The sequence below is a fragment of the Saccharothrix syringae genome (genome assembly GCF_009498035.1).
Taxonomy (GTDB): Bacteria; Actinomycetota; Actinomycetes; order Mycobacteriales; family Pseudonocardiaceae; genus Actinosynnema; species Actinosynnema syringae.
The window spans coordinates 859,420-875,182 of record NZ_CP034550.1 but is presented as its reverse complement, the minus strand read 5'-3'; the positions used below and the strand labels follow the sequence as shown (position 1 = coordinate 875,182).

The 15,763-nt window shown below is 75.3% G+C and carries 18 protein-coding genes and 1 pseudogene; 9 read left to right on the top strand and 10 right to left on the bottom strand.

What is annotated here, in order from left to right; all coding sequences use genetic code 11:
• Positions 1–28: 28 nt before the first annotated feature.
• A complete protein-coding gene (locus EKG83_RS04180) occupies positions 29–808 on the top strand; it encodes an enoyl-CoA hydratase-related protein (protein ID WP_033430416.1) in 780 nt (259 codons plus the stop codon).
• Here EKG83_RS04180 and EKG83_RS04175 read toward each other — a convergent pair.
• The 5 genes and pseudogenes from EKG83_RS04175 to EKG83_RS04155 all read right to left on the bottom strand — a co-directional run bounded on the left by EKG83_RS04175 (position 805) and on the right by EKG83_RS04155 (position 3,232).
• Positions 805–1,371 carry a DNA-3-methyladenine glycosylase I gene (locus EKG83_RS04175; protein ID WP_033430417.1) on the bottom strand — a complete coding sequence of 189 codons (567 nt, stop codon included), beginning with the start codon at positions 1,369–1,371 and terminating at the stop codon, positions 805–807. The two genes, EKG83_RS04180 and EKG83_RS04175, sit on opposite strands and share 4 nt — an antisense overlap.
• The gene (locus EKG83_RS04170; protein ID WP_033430418.1) at positions 1,368–1,778 is read right to left on the bottom strand and encodes an SRPBCC family protein; all 411 of its coding nucleotides are present in this window, start codon (positions 1,776–1,778) and stop codon (positions 1,368–1,370) included. Before EKG83_RS04170 ends, EKG83_RS04175 begins: the two co-directional genes overlap by 4 nt.
• A gap of 147 nt (positions 1,779–1,925) precedes the next feature.
• Positions 1,926–2,207, bottom strand: a pseudogene (locus EKG83_RS04165) (DivIVA domain-containing protein); the annotation flags it as partial.
• A gap of 27 nt (positions 2,208–2,234) precedes the next feature.
• Positions 2,235–2,912 (bottom strand): permease prefix domain 1-containing protein, encoded by a 678-nt coding sequence (locus EKG83_RS04160; protein ID WP_051765485.1) that lies wholly within the window; start codon positions 2,910–2,912, stop codon positions 2,235–2,237.
• Positions 2,894–3,232, bottom strand: coding sequence for a PadR family transcriptional regulator (locus EKG83_RS04155; RefSeq protein WP_033430419.1), 339 nt, complete (start codon positions 3,230–3,232; stop codon positions 2,894–2,896). The genes EKG83_RS04160 and EKG83_RS04155 overlap by 19 nt, the downstream gene beginning before the upstream one ends.
• An 88-nt stretch (positions 3,233–3,320) precedes the next feature.
• Here EKG83_RS04155 and EKG83_RS04150 point away from each other — a divergent pair, with 88 nt between their 5' ends.
• From EKG83_RS04150 to cydD, 3 genes are read left to right on the top strand one after another with little or no spacing between them, the layout of a single operon-like run.
• Positions 3,321–4,484 (top strand): cytochrome ubiquinol oxidase subunit I, encoded by a 1,164-nt coding sequence (locus EKG83_RS04150; RefSeq protein ID WP_033430420.1) that lies wholly within the window; start codon positions 3,321–3,323, stop codon positions 4,482–4,484.
• A gap of 10 nt (positions 4,485–4,494) precedes the next feature.
• On the top strand, positions 4,495–5,340 hold the full coding sequence (locus tag EKG83_RS04145) for a cytochrome d ubiquinol oxidase subunit II (protein ID WP_033430421.1): 846 nt from the start codon (positions 4,495–4,497) through the stop codon (positions 5,338–5,340).
• Positions 5,327–6,814: a thiol reductant ABC exporter subunit CydD gene (cydD, locus tag EKG83_RS04140; RefSeq protein ID WP_153277865.1), complete on the top strand. Its 1,488-nt coding sequence runs from the start codon at positions 5,327–5,329 to the stop codon at positions 6,812–6,814. Before EKG83_RS04145 ends, cydD begins: the two co-directional genes overlap by 14 nt.
• A gap of 286 nt (positions 6,815–7,100) precedes the next feature.
• Here the strand turns inward: cydD and EKG83_RS04135 are convergent, their stop codons facing one another.
• Positions 7,101–7,289, bottom strand: coding sequence for a hypothetical protein (locus EKG83_RS04135; RefSeq protein ID WP_153277864.1), 189 nt, complete (start codon positions 7,287–7,289; stop codon positions 7,101–7,103).
• Positions 7,290–7,495: 206 nt separating this feature from the next.
• Here EKG83_RS04135 and EKG83_RS04130 point away from each other — a divergent pair, with 206 nt between their 5' ends.
• Positions 7,496–8,263, top strand: coding sequence for an ATP-binding cassette domain-containing protein (locus EKG83_RS04130; protein ID WP_194282994.1), 768 nt, complete (start codon positions 7,496–7,498; stop codon positions 8,261–8,263).
• Between the two features lie 56 nt (positions 8,264–8,319).
• Here EKG83_RS04130 and folP read toward each other — a convergent pair whose 3' ends face one another.
• On the bottom strand, positions 8,320–9,183 hold the full coding sequence (gene folP, locus EKG83_RS04125) for a dihydropteroate synthase (RefSeq protein WP_033430423.1): 864 nt from the start codon (positions 9,181–9,183) through the stop codon (positions 8,320–8,322).
• 124 nt (positions 9,184–9,307) lie between these two features.
• Here folP and EKG83_RS04120 point away from each other — a divergent pair, with 124 nt between their 5' ends.
• The 3 genes from EKG83_RS04120 to EKG83_RS04110 are packed head-to-tail and all read left to right on the top strand — an operon-like array spanning position 9,308 to position 12,257.
• The gene (locus tag EKG83_RS04120) at positions 9,308–10,798 is read left to right on the top strand and encodes a CocE/NonD family hydrolase (RefSeq protein WP_033430538.1); all 1,491 of its coding nucleotides are present in this window, start codon (positions 9,308–9,310) and stop codon (positions 10,796–10,798) included.
• Positions 10,799–10,834: 36 nt separating this feature from the next.
• The gene (locus EKG83_RS04115) at positions 10,835–11,215 is read left to right on the top strand and encodes a DUF3224 domain-containing protein (RefSeq protein WP_033430424.1); all 381 of its coding nucleotides are present in this window, start codon (positions 10,835–10,837) and stop codon (positions 11,213–11,215) included.
• The gene (locus tag EKG83_RS04110) at positions 11,208–12,257 is read left to right on the top strand and encodes a DNA glycosylase AlkZ-like family protein (RefSeq protein WP_033430425.1); all 1,050 of its coding nucleotides are present in this window, start codon (positions 11,208–11,210) and stop codon (positions 12,255–12,257) included. The genes EKG83_RS04115 and EKG83_RS04110 overlap by 8 nt, the downstream gene beginning before the upstream one ends.
• Here EKG83_RS04110 and EKG83_RS04105 read toward each other — a convergent pair.
• From EKG83_RS04105 to dapE, 3 genes are read right to left on the bottom strand one after another with little or no spacing between them, the layout of a single operon-like run.
• Positions 12,250–12,801 (bottom strand): LOG family protein, encoded by a 552-nt coding sequence (locus tag EKG83_RS04105; protein ID WP_033430426.1) that lies wholly within the window; start codon positions 12,799–12,801, stop codon positions 12,250–12,252. The genes EKG83_RS04110 and EKG83_RS04105 overlap by 8 nt on opposite strands.
• On the bottom strand, positions 12,798–13,565 hold the full coding sequence (locus EKG83_RS04100) for an LOG family protein (RefSeq protein WP_033430427.1): 768 nt from the start codon (positions 13,563–13,565) through the stop codon (positions 12,798–12,800). The genes EKG83_RS04105 and EKG83_RS04100 overlap by 4 nt, the downstream gene beginning before the upstream one ends.
• Positions 13,566–13,592: 27 nt before the next feature.
• Entirely contained in the window at positions 13,593–14,654 is a 1,062-nt protein-coding gene (gene dapE, locus EKG83_RS04095; RefSeq protein WP_033430539.1) for a succinyl-diaminopimelate desuccinylase, read from the bottom strand.
• A gap of 25 nt (positions 14,655–14,679) precedes the next feature.
• Between dapE and dapD the strand changes: the two genes are divergently transcribed.
• Positions 14,680–15,651, top strand: coding sequence for a 2,3,4,5-tetrahydropyridine-2,6-dicarboxylate N-succinyltransferase (gene dapD, locus EKG83_RS04090; RefSeq protein WP_033430428.1), 972 nt, complete (start codon positions 14,680–14,682; stop codon positions 15,649–15,651).
• Positions 15,652–15,763: the final 112 nt, after the last annotated feature.

Below are 15,763 nucleotides of genomic sequence, written 5' to 3'. Positions count from 1 at the left end.
CCCACGTGACGCAACCGGAGGTCCCACCGTGCCCGAACTCCTCGTCGACGACGCCGACGGCGTTCGCACCCTCACCCTCAACCGCCCGGAGTCGTTCAACTCGTTCACGATCGCGTTGAAGGAGCGGTTCCTGGAGGTCCTGGAGGACACCTCCGCGGACGACTCCGTGCGCGCCGTGGTGGTCACCGGGGCGGGTCGGGCGTTCTGCGCGGGCCAGGACCTCAAGGAGCACATCGCGCTGCTGGAGGCGGGCGACCCGGCGCCGCTGCACACCGTCGAGCGGCACTACAACCCGATGGTGCGGGCGATCGTCGGGATGCCCAAGCCGGTGGTCGCGGCGGTCAACGGCACCGCGGCGGGCGCGGGCGCGTCCCTGGCCTACGCCTGCGACCTGCGGGTCGCGGCGGCGGGCGCGAAGTTCCTGATGGCCTTCGCCAACGTGGGCCTGACCGCGGACTCCGGCGCGTCGTGGACGCTGCCGCGGCTGATCGGGCACGGCCGGGCGATGGAGATGATGCTGCTGGCCCAGCCGGTGGGCGCCGAGGAGGCGCTGCGCGTCGGCATGGTCAACCGGGTGGTGCCCGACGGCGAGGCGCTGACCGCGGCGCTGGAGCTGGCCGCCCGGCTCGCCGCCGGGCCCACCACCGCCTACGCCAAGATCAAGGAGGCGATGGCGTTCTCCGGCGAGCTGGCGGCGGCGCTGGACGTGGAGGCCCGCACGCAGGCCGAGGCGGGCGCGACGGCCGACCACCGGGAGGCGGTGGCCGCGTTCGTGGCCAAGCGGGCGCCCCGGTTCACCGGCCGCTAGCCCACGGGCCCGGAGGCCCGGAAGCAGGTCGCGACGTGGTCGTCGACCATGCCCGTGGCCTGCATCAACGCGTAGCAGGTGGTGGGGCCGAGGAAGGCGAAGCCGCGGCGCTTGAGCTCCTTGGCCATGGCCTTCGACTCCGGGGTGACGGCCGGCACGTCGCCGATCGTCGCGGGGCGGGTGTGCCGCTCGGGCTTGAACGACCACAGCAGGTCGTCGAGCGGCACGTCCAGCCGGGCGACGGCGCGGGCGTTGTTGATCGTGGCGAGGATCTTGGCCCGGTTGCGCACGATGCCCGCGTCGGCCATCAGGCGCTCGACGTCGGCGTCGTCGAACCGGGCCACGGCCGCGGGCTCGAACCCGGCGAAGGCGCGGCGGAAGTTCTCGCGCTTGCGCAGGATGGTGATCCAGGACAGGCCGGACTGGAACGACTCCAGCGCCATGCGCTCGAACATCGCGGTCTCGCCGTGCAGCTCCACGCCCCACTCGGTGTCGTGGTAGTCGGCGTAGTCGGGGGTGCTGTCGCCCCACGGGCAGCGCACCGGGTCGGTCTGGACGGTCATGCGGGGTACTCCCGGGCGAATCGCGCGAACCTGAGCAGGGACAGCTTCACACCCGGCGCGAACGCGAGGTTCAGCGGCAGGGCCACGTCCTCGGCCCAGACCAGCTCGCTGCGCGCGCCGCGGGGCAGGACCAGGAACTCGCCGGTGCCGCGGACGAGCCGGCCGGTGTGGTCGACGGCGCAGCGCAGCGGCGGTTCCCACGCGGTGATGCGCATGGTGTCGGTGAACCCGAGGGGGCCGATGCCGGTGAACGCGGTCAGCTCGCTGCCCGTGCTCGCGCCGTCGCCCGCGGTGACGCGGACGCGGGTGCCGAGCATCCACTCGCCCTGCCGCTCCCAGTCGGTCAGCGCGGCCCAGGTGCGGGCGGCGGGCGCGTCGACCGGGACGCGCAGCTCGAACCTGGTCACGCCGGCACCGCCCGGTGGGGCTCAGGCCCGGTCATGCTCGGCTTCCCGGGCCGCCCGGCCGTCGCGGGAGGCGTCGGGGGCCGCCCCGGCGCCGTCACCGGTCCGCACGTCGGCACGCGCGTCGCCGTCCCGGTCGCCCGCGTGCCCGGCCTCCAGCTCGGCGACCCGGGCCCGGAGCTGCGAGACCTCGTCCGCCAGCCGCTCCAGCGCCCAGTCCACCTCCGCCATCTTGTAGCCGCGCAGGACCTGCTGGAACCGCAGCCCCCGCACGTCCTCGGGGGTCACGCCGTCGGCGGGCAGGCGGGTCGGCGACGCGCCCGGCGGCAGCGGCGCCAGTTCCTCGCCCCGCCCGAACACCAGCGCGGCCAGCAGGAACACCACGGCCGCGACGAGCGCCATGACGACGATGTAGATGAGCGCTGAGGTCACGTGACGATCGTGGCACACGCCCGCCGGTCACACCGACGAGAACACCAGGCACCTGCGGGCGAGCACGGCCAGCCGCAGCAGGACCGCCAGCGAGAACAGGGTGGCCGCGGCCACCGGCGGCGAGAACAGCAGCCGCGCCGGGTCCAGGTGGGCGGTGGCGAGCAGGATGCCGAGGTTGCCGCACAGCGCGGCGCCGACCGCGACCACCGCCAGCACGGCCGCGAGCCTGGCCAGGGTCAGCGTGCTGACCGCCGTGCGGGCCAGCCGCCGCCCGACCAGCAGGGCGACCACGGCCACGCCCGCGACCACCCACGACGCGGTGTCGTTGAACCGGGCCACGAACAGGTACCAGGAGGGCGGCGGGGCGTCGAAGCCCTGCCACGCGCCGATCCAGAACCGGCGGTTGAGCTCCCAGATGACGTGCACCGCGGGCAGCACCAGCATCAGCGTCCGCAGGGTGCGGGCGCCGTGGGCGAGGCCGAGCAGGCCCTGGTAGTCGCGGGCCACCGCGGTGACCGGGCCGAACTCGGCGACGGCGCGCCGCTGGGCGGCCTCCTCGTCCAGGCCGCGGTCGCGGTGGGCGCGGGCCGCGTCGTCCAGGCCGTCGCGGGCCTCGGCGAGCAGGTCGTCCTTGACGTGCCCGGGGCCGCGCAGCCGCCGGTCCAGCGCGGTCACGTACTCGTCGATCACGCCTGCGCCGGCCACTGCCCACCCCCCAGCACGCCCTCGATCGCGGTGGTGAACTCGCGCCACGCGGTCCGCTCGGCCGCCAGCGCCCGCTGCCCGGACCTGGTCAGCCGGTAGGTGCGGCGCTGCCGGCCGCCGACGGTGCTCCACTCGCTGGTCACCAGGCCCGCGGACTCCAGCCGGCGCAGCGCCGGGTAGACGGTGCCGGTGGGCAGGTCGAGCACGCCGCCGCTGCGCCGCTGCAGGGCCTCGATGATCGCGTAGCCGTGCAGCCGCTCGCCGTCGAGCGTGGCGAGCAGCAGCGCGTCGAGGTGACCGCGCAGCGCGTCGGACTTCACGCGTAGTGACTCTACCCATCGGACCAAGGGGCCACATCGGGGTCATCCCCGATGTCATGTAGGCAGTCTACGTATAACTTCGCTACCCATGGATGCCCTCGGACTGGCCCGGCTCCAGTTCGCCGTCACCACGTCGTTCCACTTCCTGTTCGTGCTGGTCACGCTGGGTTTGGTGGCGCTGGTGGCGGTGATGCAGACCCGGGCCGCGTTCTCCGCCGACCCCGTGCACGCGCGGATGACCCGCTTCTGGGGTCGGCTCTACGTGGTCAACTACGCGCTCGGCACCGCGACCGGCATCGTCATGGAGTTCCAGTTCGGGCTGAACTGGTCGGGCCTGTCGGCGTTCGCCGGCGACGTGTTCGGCGCGCCGCTGGCGCTGGAGGCGCTGGTGGCGTTCTTCCTGGAGTCGACCTTCCTCGGCCTGTGGATCTTCGGCTGGGACCGGTTGCACAGGTGGGTGCACCTGGCGCTGGTCTGGCTGGTCGCGCTGACCGCCTACGCCTCGGCGTTCTGGATCATGGTGGCCAACGGGTTCCTCCAGCACCCCGTCGGCCACGAGCTGCGCGACGGCGTGCTGCGGATGACGGACTTCTCCGCGCTCCTGGCCAACCCGACGTTCGGCACGGCGTTCCTGCACGTGTGCGCCGCCGCGCTGACCACGGGCGGGGTGCTCGTCACCGGCATCAGCGCCCACCACTTCCTCCGCCGCACCACCGAGGTGGCGTTCTTCCGCCGGTCGCTGCGGCTCGGGGTGGTCACCACGGCGCTGGCCGCGCCCGTGCTCGTCGGCCTGGGGTTCGCCCAGTTCCCGATCCTCGCCGAGTACCAACCGGAGAAACTGGGCACCGTCGGCGCGGTCGACGGCGCCGGCCTCGGGTTCATGATCCAGATCGGGTTCGCGCTGCTGCTGGCCAGTTGGGCAACCGTGCCGCTGCTGTTCCGGGACTGGGTGGTGCGGCTGCGGTTCCCGCTGTACCTGATGGTGCTGGGCATCCCGCTGCCGTTCGTCGCGGCCGTCGGCGGCTGGCTGTTCCGCGAGGTGGGGCGTCAGCCGTGGCTGGTGCAGGGGCTGCTGACCACCGAGGACGCGCTGTCGCACGTGGGCCGCGGCCAACTGCTGTTCTCGTTCGTCGCGTTCACGGCCGTGTTCACCGCGCTGGCCGTGGCCGACTGGGCGCTGATCGCGAGGTACGCGCGGCGCGGGCCGGTGGCGGACCGCGAGCCGGTGTCGCCGCTGGTCCCGGCGCTGTAGGGGGTGCGTGGTGGAAACCGCCTGGATCGTGGTGCTGGCCTTGTTGACCTGCGGGTACTTCGCGCTGGCCGGGTTCGACTACGGCGTCGGGCTGCTGCTGCGGGTGCTGGCGCGCGACGAGCGGGAACGGCGGCACGTGCTGGGCGCGGTGACGCCGTTCCTGCTCGGCAACGAGGTGTGGCTGGTGGCGGCGGTCGGCGTGCTGTTCGGCGCGTTCCCCCGGCTGGAGGGCGAACTGCTGTCCGGGCACCACACCGCGTTCGCGGTGCTGCTGGTCGGGCTGGTCGCGTTCACCGCCGCCGCGCAGCTGCGCTCCCCCGCGTGGGACGTCGTGCTGGTCGGCTCGGCGCTGGTGGTCGCGGTGGGTTGGGGCGTGCTGCTCGGGCGGGTGCTCGGCGGCCCGGTGGTGCTGTGGGCGGCGGGCGTGCCGCTGCTGTTCGCGCTGCACGGCGCGGTGTTCCTGGCCTGGCGGCTGCGCGACGGGCCGCGCCGGCGGGCCGTGCGGGTCGCCGCGGGGCTGGTGCCGCCGGTCGCGGGGTTCGCGGTGGCGGCGGTGCCGCTGGCCGGGCCGGTGCCGGCACCGGGGTACGGGCTGGTCGCGGGGGTCGCCGTGCCGCTGCTCGGCGGGGCGTGGCTCGCGCTGCGCTCCGGGCGGCACCGGGTGGCGTTCGGCTGCACGGCGCTGGTGAGCGCGCTGCCGGTGGTGGCGGTGTTCGGGGCGCGGGACGTGGTGGGCGTGGCGGCGATGGCCGGGCCGGGCACGCTGCGCCCGCTGGGCTGGGCGGCGCTGGTGGTGCTGCCGCTGGTGCTGCTGTTCCAGTGGACGACCTGGTGGGTGCGGCGTGTCCCACGTTGACCGGCGGTACCCGGTCGCGCTGACCGCCCTGGCGGTGGTCACCGCCGCGGTCGTGCTCGCCCAGGCGGAGGCGCTGGCAGCCGTGCTGACGGGCGGCCCGCCGTGGTGGCTCGCGGCGGCGGCCGTGGGCCGGGCGCTCGTGGTGTGGGCGGGTCGGGTGTTCGCGCAACGCGCCGCCACCGCGGTGAAGGCCGGGCTGCGCAAGCGGGTGCTGCGCGGGGCGTGCGGCACGGGCGAACCGGCCGGGTCGGTGGTCACGCTGGTGGTGAGGGGCCTGGACGCGGTCGAGCCGTACTTCGCCGGGTACCTGCCGCAGCTCGCGGTGGCCGCGGTGGTGCCGGTCGCGGTGGTGGCCCGGCTGTCGTTCGCCGACCTGTCCTCGGCGCTGGTGGTGCTGGCCACGCTGCCGCTGGTGCCGGTCTTCGCCGCGCTGGTCGGCCTGCACACCCGCGACCGGACGCGCGAGCAGTGGGCCGGGCTGGCCGTGGTCGGCGGGCACTTCCTGGACGTGGTGCGCGGCCTGGGCACGCTGCGGCTGTTCGGGCGGGCGGCGGCCCAGGCCCGGACCGTGCGGGAGATGGCGGGCGCGCACGCGTCGGCGACCCTGCGCGCGCTGCGCGTGGCGTTCCTGTCCGCGCTGGTCCTGGAACTGGTGGCGACGCTGTCCGTGGCGCTGGTGGCGGTGCCCGTGGGCCTGCGGCTGCTGCACGGCGGCGTGACCCTCCACGTGGCGCTGCTGGTGCTGCTGCTGGCACCCGAGGCGTACCTGCCGCTGCGGGCGGCCGGCGCGCAGTTCCACGCCTCGGCCGAGGGCCTGGCCGTGCTGGCGGCCGCGCACCGGCCGGTGGTGTCGGTCGGCGGCACCCGGGCACCGGACCTGCGCACCGCCGAGGTCGTGGTGGACCGGGTCGTGGTGCGGCACCCCGGGCGCGACCCGCTGCCCGAGGTGTCGCTGCGGATCGCGCCCGGCGAGCGGGTGGCGCTGGTCGGGCCGAGCGGCGCGGGCAAGTCCACGCTGCTGCGGGTGCTGCTGGGGTTCGTCGTGCCCGCGTCCGGGCGGGTGCTGGTGGGCGGGGTGGACCTGCGCGGGGTGGACCGCGAGTCGTGGCTGGCGCAGGTGGCGTGGGTGCCGCAGCGGCCGACGCCGTTCCCCGGCACGGTCGCCGACACCATCGCGCTCGGCGGGCCCGGCGACGTGCTCGGGGCGGCTCGCGCGGTGGGGCTGGGGCACCTGGTGGGCGCCTCGCACGCGCTGTCCTCGGGTGAGCGGCAGCGGGTCGCGCTGGCCCGGGCGCTGGTGCGGGTGGACGCGCGGATGCTGCTGCTGGACGAGCCGACATCCCGGTTGGACGGCGGGACCGAGGAGGCGGTGCTGCGGGCGGTCGCGCGGTTGTCGGCCGGGCGGACGGCGCTGGTGGTGGCGCACCGGCCCGCGCTGCTCGGTGGGGTGGACCGGGTGGTGGCGCTGCCGTGAGGGGGCGGTGCGGGTGGTGGTCGCGAGGTCGTGAGGGGGTCGGGGTGGGGCGGCTGGTGTGGGCGGTCGTGGCGGGTGTCGCGGCCGAGCTGGCGGGCGTCGGGCTGACCGCCACGGCGGTGTGGCTGGTCGTGCGGGCGGCCGGGCAGCCGCCGCTGCCGGCGCTGGCCGTGGCGATCGTGGCCGTGCGGGCGCTGGCCCTCGCGCGCGGCGGCCTGCGGTACGCCGAACGGCTCGCCGGGCACTCGGCCGTGCTGCGGCACCTGGCCGGGCTGCGGGGCCGCGTCTACGACTCCCTGCTGCGCCGCCCCCTGCGCGACGGGGACGCGCTCACCCGCCTGGTGTCCGATGTGGACGCCGTGCGGGACGCCCTGCTGCGCTGCCTGCTGCCCGCGGCGGTGGCGGTCGCGGTCGGCCTGGCCGGGCTGGTCGCCACGGGGTTCGCCGCGCCCCTCGCGGTGGGCCTGGTGATCACGGTGGGCGTGGTGCCGGCCGTCGTGCACGCCCTGGTGTCGCGGCACCTGCGCGCGCTCGCGCCGCTGCGGTCGGCGCTGGCCGAGCGGACCGCGGTCCTGCTGGACGGCGCGGACGAGCTGACCGCGTTCGGCGCCCTGGACCGGGAGCTGGCCGCGGCCGGGACCCTGGTGGACCGCCTCGCCCGCCGCGCCGGCGGCGGTGGTCGTGCTGGTGCAGGGCGGCGTCGCGCTGGCGCTGCTGCGCTCGGGCGCGCCGGCGCACGTGCTGCTCGGCTCGGTGGCCGTGCTGGAGGCGACCGCGCCGCTGGCCGCCGCGGCGCGGCACTGGGCGGAGGTGCGCGGGTCGGTGCGCCGGGTCCGGGAGGCGCTGGCGGCACCGGCCGCGCCCGCGCCCGTGCCGGTCGAGCCGCCGCGCGGGCGGGTGGGCGTGGTGGGGCCGAGCGGGGCGGGCAAGAGCACGTACCTGCGCGCGTTGGCCGCGCACCCCGCCGCGAAGGGCGTGCTGGACGACGCGCACGTGTTCCACGCGACCGTCGAGGCCAACGTGCGGCTGGCCCGCCCGGGCGCGACCCGCGCCGAGCTGGACCGGGTGGCCGCCCTGGTCGACCTGGACGTGCCGTGGGACACCGTGGTCGGCGAGGACGGCGACGCCCTGTCCGGCGGCCAGCGGCGGCGGTTGCTGCTGGCCCGCGCCCTGCTCGCGCGGCCGGGGGTGCTGCTGCTCGACGAACCCGTGGAGGGTTTGGCGGTCGGGCACGGCGACGCGGTGCTCGACCGGGTGCTGGCCGCCGCCGGGGACGTCGTGCTGGTCACCCACCGGCTCGCGCCGCTGGTCGACTTCGACCTGGTGCTGGTGTTCGAGGGCGGCGCGGTCACCCGGCGGGGCACGCACGCCGAGCTGGTCGCGGAGCCGGGGTACTACCGGAACCGCTGGCTGGCCGAACGCGCCGCGGTCCCCTCCACAGTGGAGTGAGCCGGGCCGTCAGGCCCACCCGCGCCGTCAGGCCGTCCACCACGGCACCCGCGCCGTCAGGCCATCGACCGCAGCACCCGCGCCGGCGGGCGGGTGCCCGCGATGCTCGCCACCATCTCCAGCACCATCCGGGTCCGCCGCACCTGGTGCGCCCGGAACACCTTCGCCCCCGTCCACGCCGCCACCGACGTCGCGGCCAGCGTGCCGTCCACCCGGTCCTCCACCCCCACGTCCAGCGTCTCGCCCACGAAGTCCTTGTTGGACAGCGCCATCAGCACCGGCCACCCGGTCCCCACCAGCTCGTCCAGCCGCCGCAGCAGCTCCAGCCCGTGCCAGGTGTTCTTGCCGAAGTCGTGCGTCGGGTCGATCAGCACGCCCGCCGCGGGCACGCCCAGCGCCACCACCCGCTCCGCCCGCTCCACCAGCTCGGCCACCACCGCCGCCACCACGTCCCGGTACCGCACCCGGTGCGGGTCGGTGCGCGGCGCCAGGCCCCCGGTGTGCGAGCACACGATGCCGACGCCGAACTCGGCCGCCACCTCGGCCAGCCGGGGGTCCGCGCCCGCCCACGTGTCGTTGAGCAGGTCGGCGCCCGCCTCGCACACCGCGCGCCCCACCTCGTGCCGCCAGGTGTCCACGCTGATCACCAGGTCCGGGTGGCGCTCGCGGACGGCCGCCACGAACGGCACCACCCGCCGCGCCTCCTCGGCCGCGTCCACGACCTCGCCCTTGGACCCCGCCCGCACCCCGCCGATGTCGACGATGTCCGCGCCCTCGGCGACCGCCCGGTCGACCGCGGCCATGGCGGCGGCGTCCTCGAACGTCGCGCCGCGGTCGTAGAACGAGTCGCGCGTCCGGTTGACGATGGCCATCACCAGCGCGCGGTCGTGGGCGACCTGCCGTGCACCGAACCGCAGCATGAGCGCATCGTGCCACGAACCGCTCTCCGGTGATCCGCGTCACAGGCCGTTGCTACCCGCCAGTAGCAGTGGTGTTGACTTCTCGGCACCACGCGTGATGCCGGTCACGGTCAAGGAGGACCTCGTGCGCCGACCGCTCCCCCTGCTGCTCGCCGCGCTGCTGGCGCTGGTCCTGGCGCCGCCCGCGCAGGCCGCGCCCGGCTTCAGCGCCTCGTACGAGACGATCCCCGGCGCGGGCGGCACCCCGCTCAAGGCGTTCGTCATCACGCCCACCGGACGCGGCGGCGGCCCGTTCCCGCTGGTCGTGCTGCCGTCGAGCTGGGGCCTGCCCAACCTGGAGTACGTCGGCGCGGCGGCGAAGCTGGCCTACGAGTCCGGCTACTCGGTGATCAGCTACACCAGCCGCGGCTTCCACGACTCGGGCGGCGAGATCGACGTGGCGGGCCCCGACACCGTGGCCGACGTGAGCCGGGTGATCGACTGGGGCGTGGCGCACGCGCACGGCGACCCGGCGCGGGTCGGCGTCGGCGGCATCTCCTACGGCGCCGGTCAGGCGCTGCTCGCCGCCGCGGCCGACCCGCGGGTGAAGGCGGTGGCGTCGCTGAGCACGTGGACCGACCTGGCCCGCTCGCTCTACCCGAACGAGACCGTCAGCGGGCAGGCGGTGGAGCTGCTGCTGGCCGCGGGCCACCTCACCGGGCGGCCGGGACCGGTGCTGCGCGAGGCCGAGGCCGCCTACCGGCAGGGCCGGTTCACCGACGTGCTGCCCATCTCACCGCCCCGCTCCCCCGCCACGGGGGTGTCGTCGATCAAGGCCGCCGTGCTGATCGCCAACGCGTGGAACGACGGGCTGTTCCCGCCGAGCCAGGTCACCGACTTCTTCGCCCGGCTGACCGGGCCCAAGCGGCTCATGCTCTCCCCCGGCGACCACGCCACCGCCGAGCTGTTCGGCGCGGCCGGCCTGCCCAACGAGGTCTGGGAGTCGGTCGGCCGCTGGTTCGACCACCACCTCAAGGGCGTGGCCAACGGCATCGACCGCGAGCAGCCCGTGCAGGTCAAGCCCAACAACGGCGGCGCGTGGCGCGCCCACCCGTCGTGGGCCGCGGCCACCGGGAGCACCGAGGTGCTGCCGCTGGCCGCCGACCGGATCGGCGCCGGCCGGCCCACCATCGCCGAGAGCGGCACGGTCCTGCTGTCCGGCGCGCTCCAGGGCTACTTCCGCGTTCCCGTCGGCGTGTCCACGCCGCTGATCGACCGGAGCGCGGCGGCCGTGTGGCACACCCCGGTGCGGTGGACCCCGACCACGGTCAGCGGCACGCCCCGCGCCCGCCTCACCGTCACCCCGAGTGCCGACCGGACCACCCTGTACGCCTACCTCTACGAGGTGAACGCGCTCGGCCTGGGCGCCCTGGTCACGCACAAGCCGGTCACCCTGGCCGGCACCGGCACCCGCGTGGTGGACCTCGACCTGGAGCCGGTGGTGTGGCGGGTCGGCGCGGGCAACCGGCTCGTGCTGGTGGTCGACACGGTCGACGCCCGCTACCGGGGTACCAGCACCCCCGGCGCCACGGTGGCCTTCGGCGCGGACTCGACGCTGGCCGTGCCGCTGGGCTGACGGCGGTTGACAGGTATCCCTGCCAGGATCGCGCCCATGGAATCGAAGTTCACGATCACCCGGTGGGGCGAGACCACCCGGGACGCCGCGGCGCCCGCCCTCGCCCGGGTGCTCGTCGAGAAGACCTGCACCGGCCTCATGGCGGGGACGGGCGTCGCCGAGCCGACCACCTGCCAGCCGTCCGAGGGGCAGGCCGGGTACGTCGGCACGGAGCGGTTCACCGGCACGCCGGAGGGCCGCACCGGGTCGTTCGTCGTGCGGCACGGCGGCGTCGTCCCCGCCGACGGGGCGCGCAGCTTCGGCCACGTCGTGCCCGGCTCGGGCACCGGCGAACCGGCGGGCATCGGCGGCGAGGTGCGGCTCGCGCACGAGCTGATCACCCTGGACGTCGCGTTCGGGGGCACCGGCCTTGGCTGACCGCGAGCGGGTGATCGCCTACCGCGTCGCCGCCCACCAGTTCGACCGCGCCACCGCCGACGCCGCCCGGCTGCGGGTGTTCGACCTGGGGTTGCAGGACTCCGAGCGCTCGGCCGTGCCCGCACTGGCCGCCCGGCTGGAGACCGTGCCCCCGCTCGACGGCGGCGCGTTCACCCTCACCTGGACCGTGCGGGGCGCGCCGCACTGGCACCGCGCCGGCGAGGTGCCCGCGCTCGCGGCCCGGCTGTGGCCGCTGGGCGACGCCGACGCGGTGGCCCGGATGAACCGGCCGCCGGTCACCGAGGGCCTGCGGGTGCTGCACGAGGTCGCCTCGGCGCTGCGGGACGTGGTGACCGGGCCGATGACCAAGGGCGAGGCGTCCGCCCGGCTCACCCCGCTGGTGCCGCCCGAGGTCACCGGCTGGTGCCGCGGCTGCGAGGCGACCCACGTGCACGACCCGGTGTTCCGGCTCGCCGTGCTGCCCGCCGGCCTCCGGTTCGACCCGGCGGAGCAGACCGTGACGTTCGTGCCGCTGGAGCACCGCCGCGAGGTGCCGGCCCGCGCCGAGGGGTTCGGCGACCTGGTCACCGACTACCTGCGGCTGCACGGCCCCGCCGGGTACGCCGAGGTCGCCCAGTACTTCGGCGCGCCCGTCCGCGACGTCAAGGCCGCCTGGCCCGACGACCTGGTCGCGATCTCGAAGAAGTCCTGGCTGCCCGCCGACCGGGTCGACGCCTTCGAGGACCCGCCCGAGCCCGAGGTCGTGCGGCTGCTGCCGCCGCTCGACCCGTACCTCAACGCCCGCGACCGCGACCTGCTCGTGCCCGACGAGGAGCACCAGAAGCAGGTGTGGCGCGTGCTGGGCCGCCGCGGCGCGCTGCTGGTGGACGGCGAGGTCCTGGGCACCTGGCAGGCCAGGGCCGCGGGCGGGCGGCTGGACGTGAAGGTGTCGCCGTTCGTGTCGCTCGACGTCGACATGTTCGCCGAGGAGGCCGCCCGCCTGGCCCGCGCCCGGGGGCTGGAGGAGGCCGTGATCAGCTAGCGCAGGCATCGAGCGCTGTGGTCACGTCTTCCGTGACCACCAGCGAGTCCAGCGCGAACCGCGAGACGAACCCCCGCCGGTGCAGCTCGGCCAGCCACTCCAGCAGCCCCTGGTAGTGGCCGTCCACGTCGAGCAGCACCACCGGCTTGGCGTGCATGGCGAGCACCCTGGAGGTCCAGACCTCGAACACCTCCTCCAGGGTGCCGATGCCGCCGGGCAGTGCCAGGAACGCGTCGCCGTGCGCCTCCATCAGCGCCTTGCGGTCCCGCATGGTGTCCACGACCAGCAGGTCGTCGGCGTCGGAGTCGGCCACCTCGCGGTCCACCAGGCCGCGCGGGATGACGCCGGTGGTGCGGGCCCCGCCCTCGCGGGCCGCCCGCGCCACCGCGCCCATCATCGACGTCCGGCCACCGCCCCAGGTCAGCGACCAGCCGCGCGCGGCGATCTGCCGACCCACCTCGGCGGCCAGCTCCAGGTAGGACTCCGGGACGGTGCGCAGCGAACCGCAGTAGACGGTGACCGAGATGCCCTCCCCGGCGGTCAATGCGCGTCCGCCCACGCCTGGTGCGCCTCGCGCACGATCCGCACCGCGTCCTCGATGTCGTCGGTCAGGTACAGCAGGTCCACGTCCTTCTCGCCGACCTTGCCGCCGCCCAGCACCGAGCCCTTCACCCAGTCGTAAAGGCCCTGCCAGTACTCGGTGCCGAACAGCACCACCGGGAACTTGGTGACCTTCTTGGTCTGCACCAGGGTCAGCGCCTCGAACAGCTCGTCGAGCGTGCCGAACCCGCCCGGCAGGCAGATGAACGCCTGCGAGTACTTGATGAACATGGTCTTGCGGACGAAGAAGTAGCGGAAGTTCACGCCCAGGTCGACCCACGGGTTCAGGCCCTGCTCGAACGGCAGCTCGATGCCCAGCCCGACGCTGAACCCGCCCGCCTCCGAGCAGCCGCGGTTGACCGCCTCCATCGCGCCCGGGCCGCCGCCGGTGATGCAGGCGAACCCGGCCTCGGCCAGCGCCCGCCCCAGGTCGCGGCCGATCTGGTACTCGGGGTGGTCGCGGCCGGTGCGGGCCGAGCCGAACACGGTGACCGCGCTGGGCACCTCGGCCAGCGCGCCGAAGCCCTCCACGAACTCCGCCTGGATGCGCAGCACCCGCCACGGGTCGGTGTGCACCCAGTCGCTGTGGCCGCGGGAGTCCAGCAGGCGCTGGTCCGTGGTCGTGAGCTCCTCGCGGCGCCCGCGGCGCAGGACGACCGGTCCGCGCTGCTTCTCCCTCGGGTGCTCGTCCACGCCGTTGTCGCTCATCAGCCGGAGTGTAGTGGGCGGATCGGCCTAGCCCAGGAAGCGACGCAGGACTTCGACGCACCGCCGCACCTGGTTCACCGGGACGTTCTCCTGCTTGGTGTGGGCCAGGGTCGGGTCGCCGGGGCCGAAGTTCACCGCGGGCATGCCCAGGGCGGCGAACCGGGCCACGTCGGTCCAGCCGAGCTTGGCCACGGGCGCGCCGCCGGACGCCTCGACCAGCTCCCGGGTCACCGGGTGGGCGAGGCCGGGCAGGGCGCCCGCGGACACGTCGGTGACGGTGACCTCGTAGCCGTCGAACAGCTCGCGCAGGTGCCGCTCGGCCTGCTCGGGCGACCGGTCGGGGGCGAACCGGTGGTTGACCGTGAGCACGGCCTCGTCCGGCACCACGTTGCCCGCCACGCCGCCGGCGACCCGCACGGCCTGCAGGCCCTCGCGGTAGAGGCAGCCGTCGATGTCGACCCGCCGCGGCTCGTAGGTCTCCAGGCGGCGCAGGACCTCGCCGAGGGCGTGGACGGCGTTCACGCCCATCCAGCCGCGCGCGGTGTGCGCCCGGACGCCCCTGGCGCGCACCTCGACGCGGATGGTGCCCTGGCAGCCGGCCTCGACCACGGCGTTGGACGACTCGCACACGATCGCCAGGTCGCCGCGCAGCCACTCCGGCATCTCGCGCTCGACGCGGCCGAGCCCGTTGCGGACCGCCTCGACCTCCTCGCAGTCGTAGAACACGAAGGTCAGGTCGTGGCGCGGCTCGGGGGTGGTGGCGGCCAGGTGCAGCATCACCGCGTCACCGCCCTTCATGTCCACGGTGCCGCAGCCGTGCAGCACGCCGTCCTCCAGGCGGGAGGGCAGGTTGTCGTTGACCGGCACGGTGTCGAGGTGGCCGGCGAGGACCACGCGGGTGGGGCGGCCGAGGTTCGTGCGGGCCAGCACGGCGTTGCCGGAGCGCACCACCTCCAGGGCGGTCTGCTCGCGCAGCGACCGCTCCACGAGGTCGGCGATGCGCTGCTCGTCCCCGGACACGCTGGGGATGTCGACCAGGGCGGCGGTCAGCTCGACGGGGTCGGCGGCGAGGTGCAGGGTGTCGGCCACCCGCCGCACGTTACCGTTGACCCCCGTGAGCACTGCGAACCCCACCGGCGCGTACGGCGTCGGACTCGCCACCGTCACCCCTTCCGGCGCCGTGCTGGACACGTGGTTCCCCGCACCGCAGCTGGGTGAGGCCACCACCGGGACGGCGCTCCTGGCGTCCCCGGAGGTCGCCGCCGCCCTCGGCGAGGCCGCGGCGAAGCAGCTCGGCGCGGACGCCGAGCGCGACGTCGAGGTGGTCGGCGTCCGGGTGGGCATCGCCTCGCTGGCCGACCCGCCCGCGTCCACCTACGACGTCTGGCTGCGGCTGCACCTGCTGTCGTCGCGCCTGGTCGAGCCGCACGGGGCCAACCTCGACGGCATCTTCGGGCTGCTGAACAACGTGGTGTGGACGAACTTCGGGCCGTGCGCGGTCGAGGGGTTCGAGGACACCCGGCTGCGGCTGCGCTCGCGCGGGCCGGTGGCCGTGCACGGGGTGGACAAGTTCCCGCGCATGGTGGACTACGTGCTGCCGGGCGGCGTGCGCATCGCCGACGCCGACCGCGTGCGCCTGGGCGCGCACCTGGCGCCCGGCACCACCGTCATGCACGAGGGCTTCGTGAACTTCAACGCGGGCACGCTCGGCGCGTCCATGGTGGAGGGCCGGATCTCGGCGGGCGTGGTCGTGGGCGACGGCTCGGACGTCGGCGGCGGCGCGTCGATCATGGGCACCCTGTCCGGCGGCGGCAAGCAGGTCATCTCCGTGGGCGAGCGCTGCCTGATCGGCGCGAACGCCGGCCTGGGCATCTCGCTGGGCGACGACTGCGTGGTCGAGGCCGGCCTCTACCTGACCGCGGGCACGAAGGTCACCGGCGCGGACGGCGCCGTGGTCAAGGCGGCCCAGCTGTCGGGCATGTCGAACCTGCTGTTCATCCGCGACTCGACCACCGGCGTGGTCAAGGTCCTGCCCCGCAAGGGCACCGGCGTCGAGCTGAACGCCGCCCTCCACGCCAACGACTGATCCCGCCACGAACGCGGAACTCACCGGTCCCGGAGGTTCGACACGAGGGGCCTGGACGTTCGACTCGCGCGAGTCGAACCTCCGGGACCGTCGTGTCGAACGTTCGGGACAC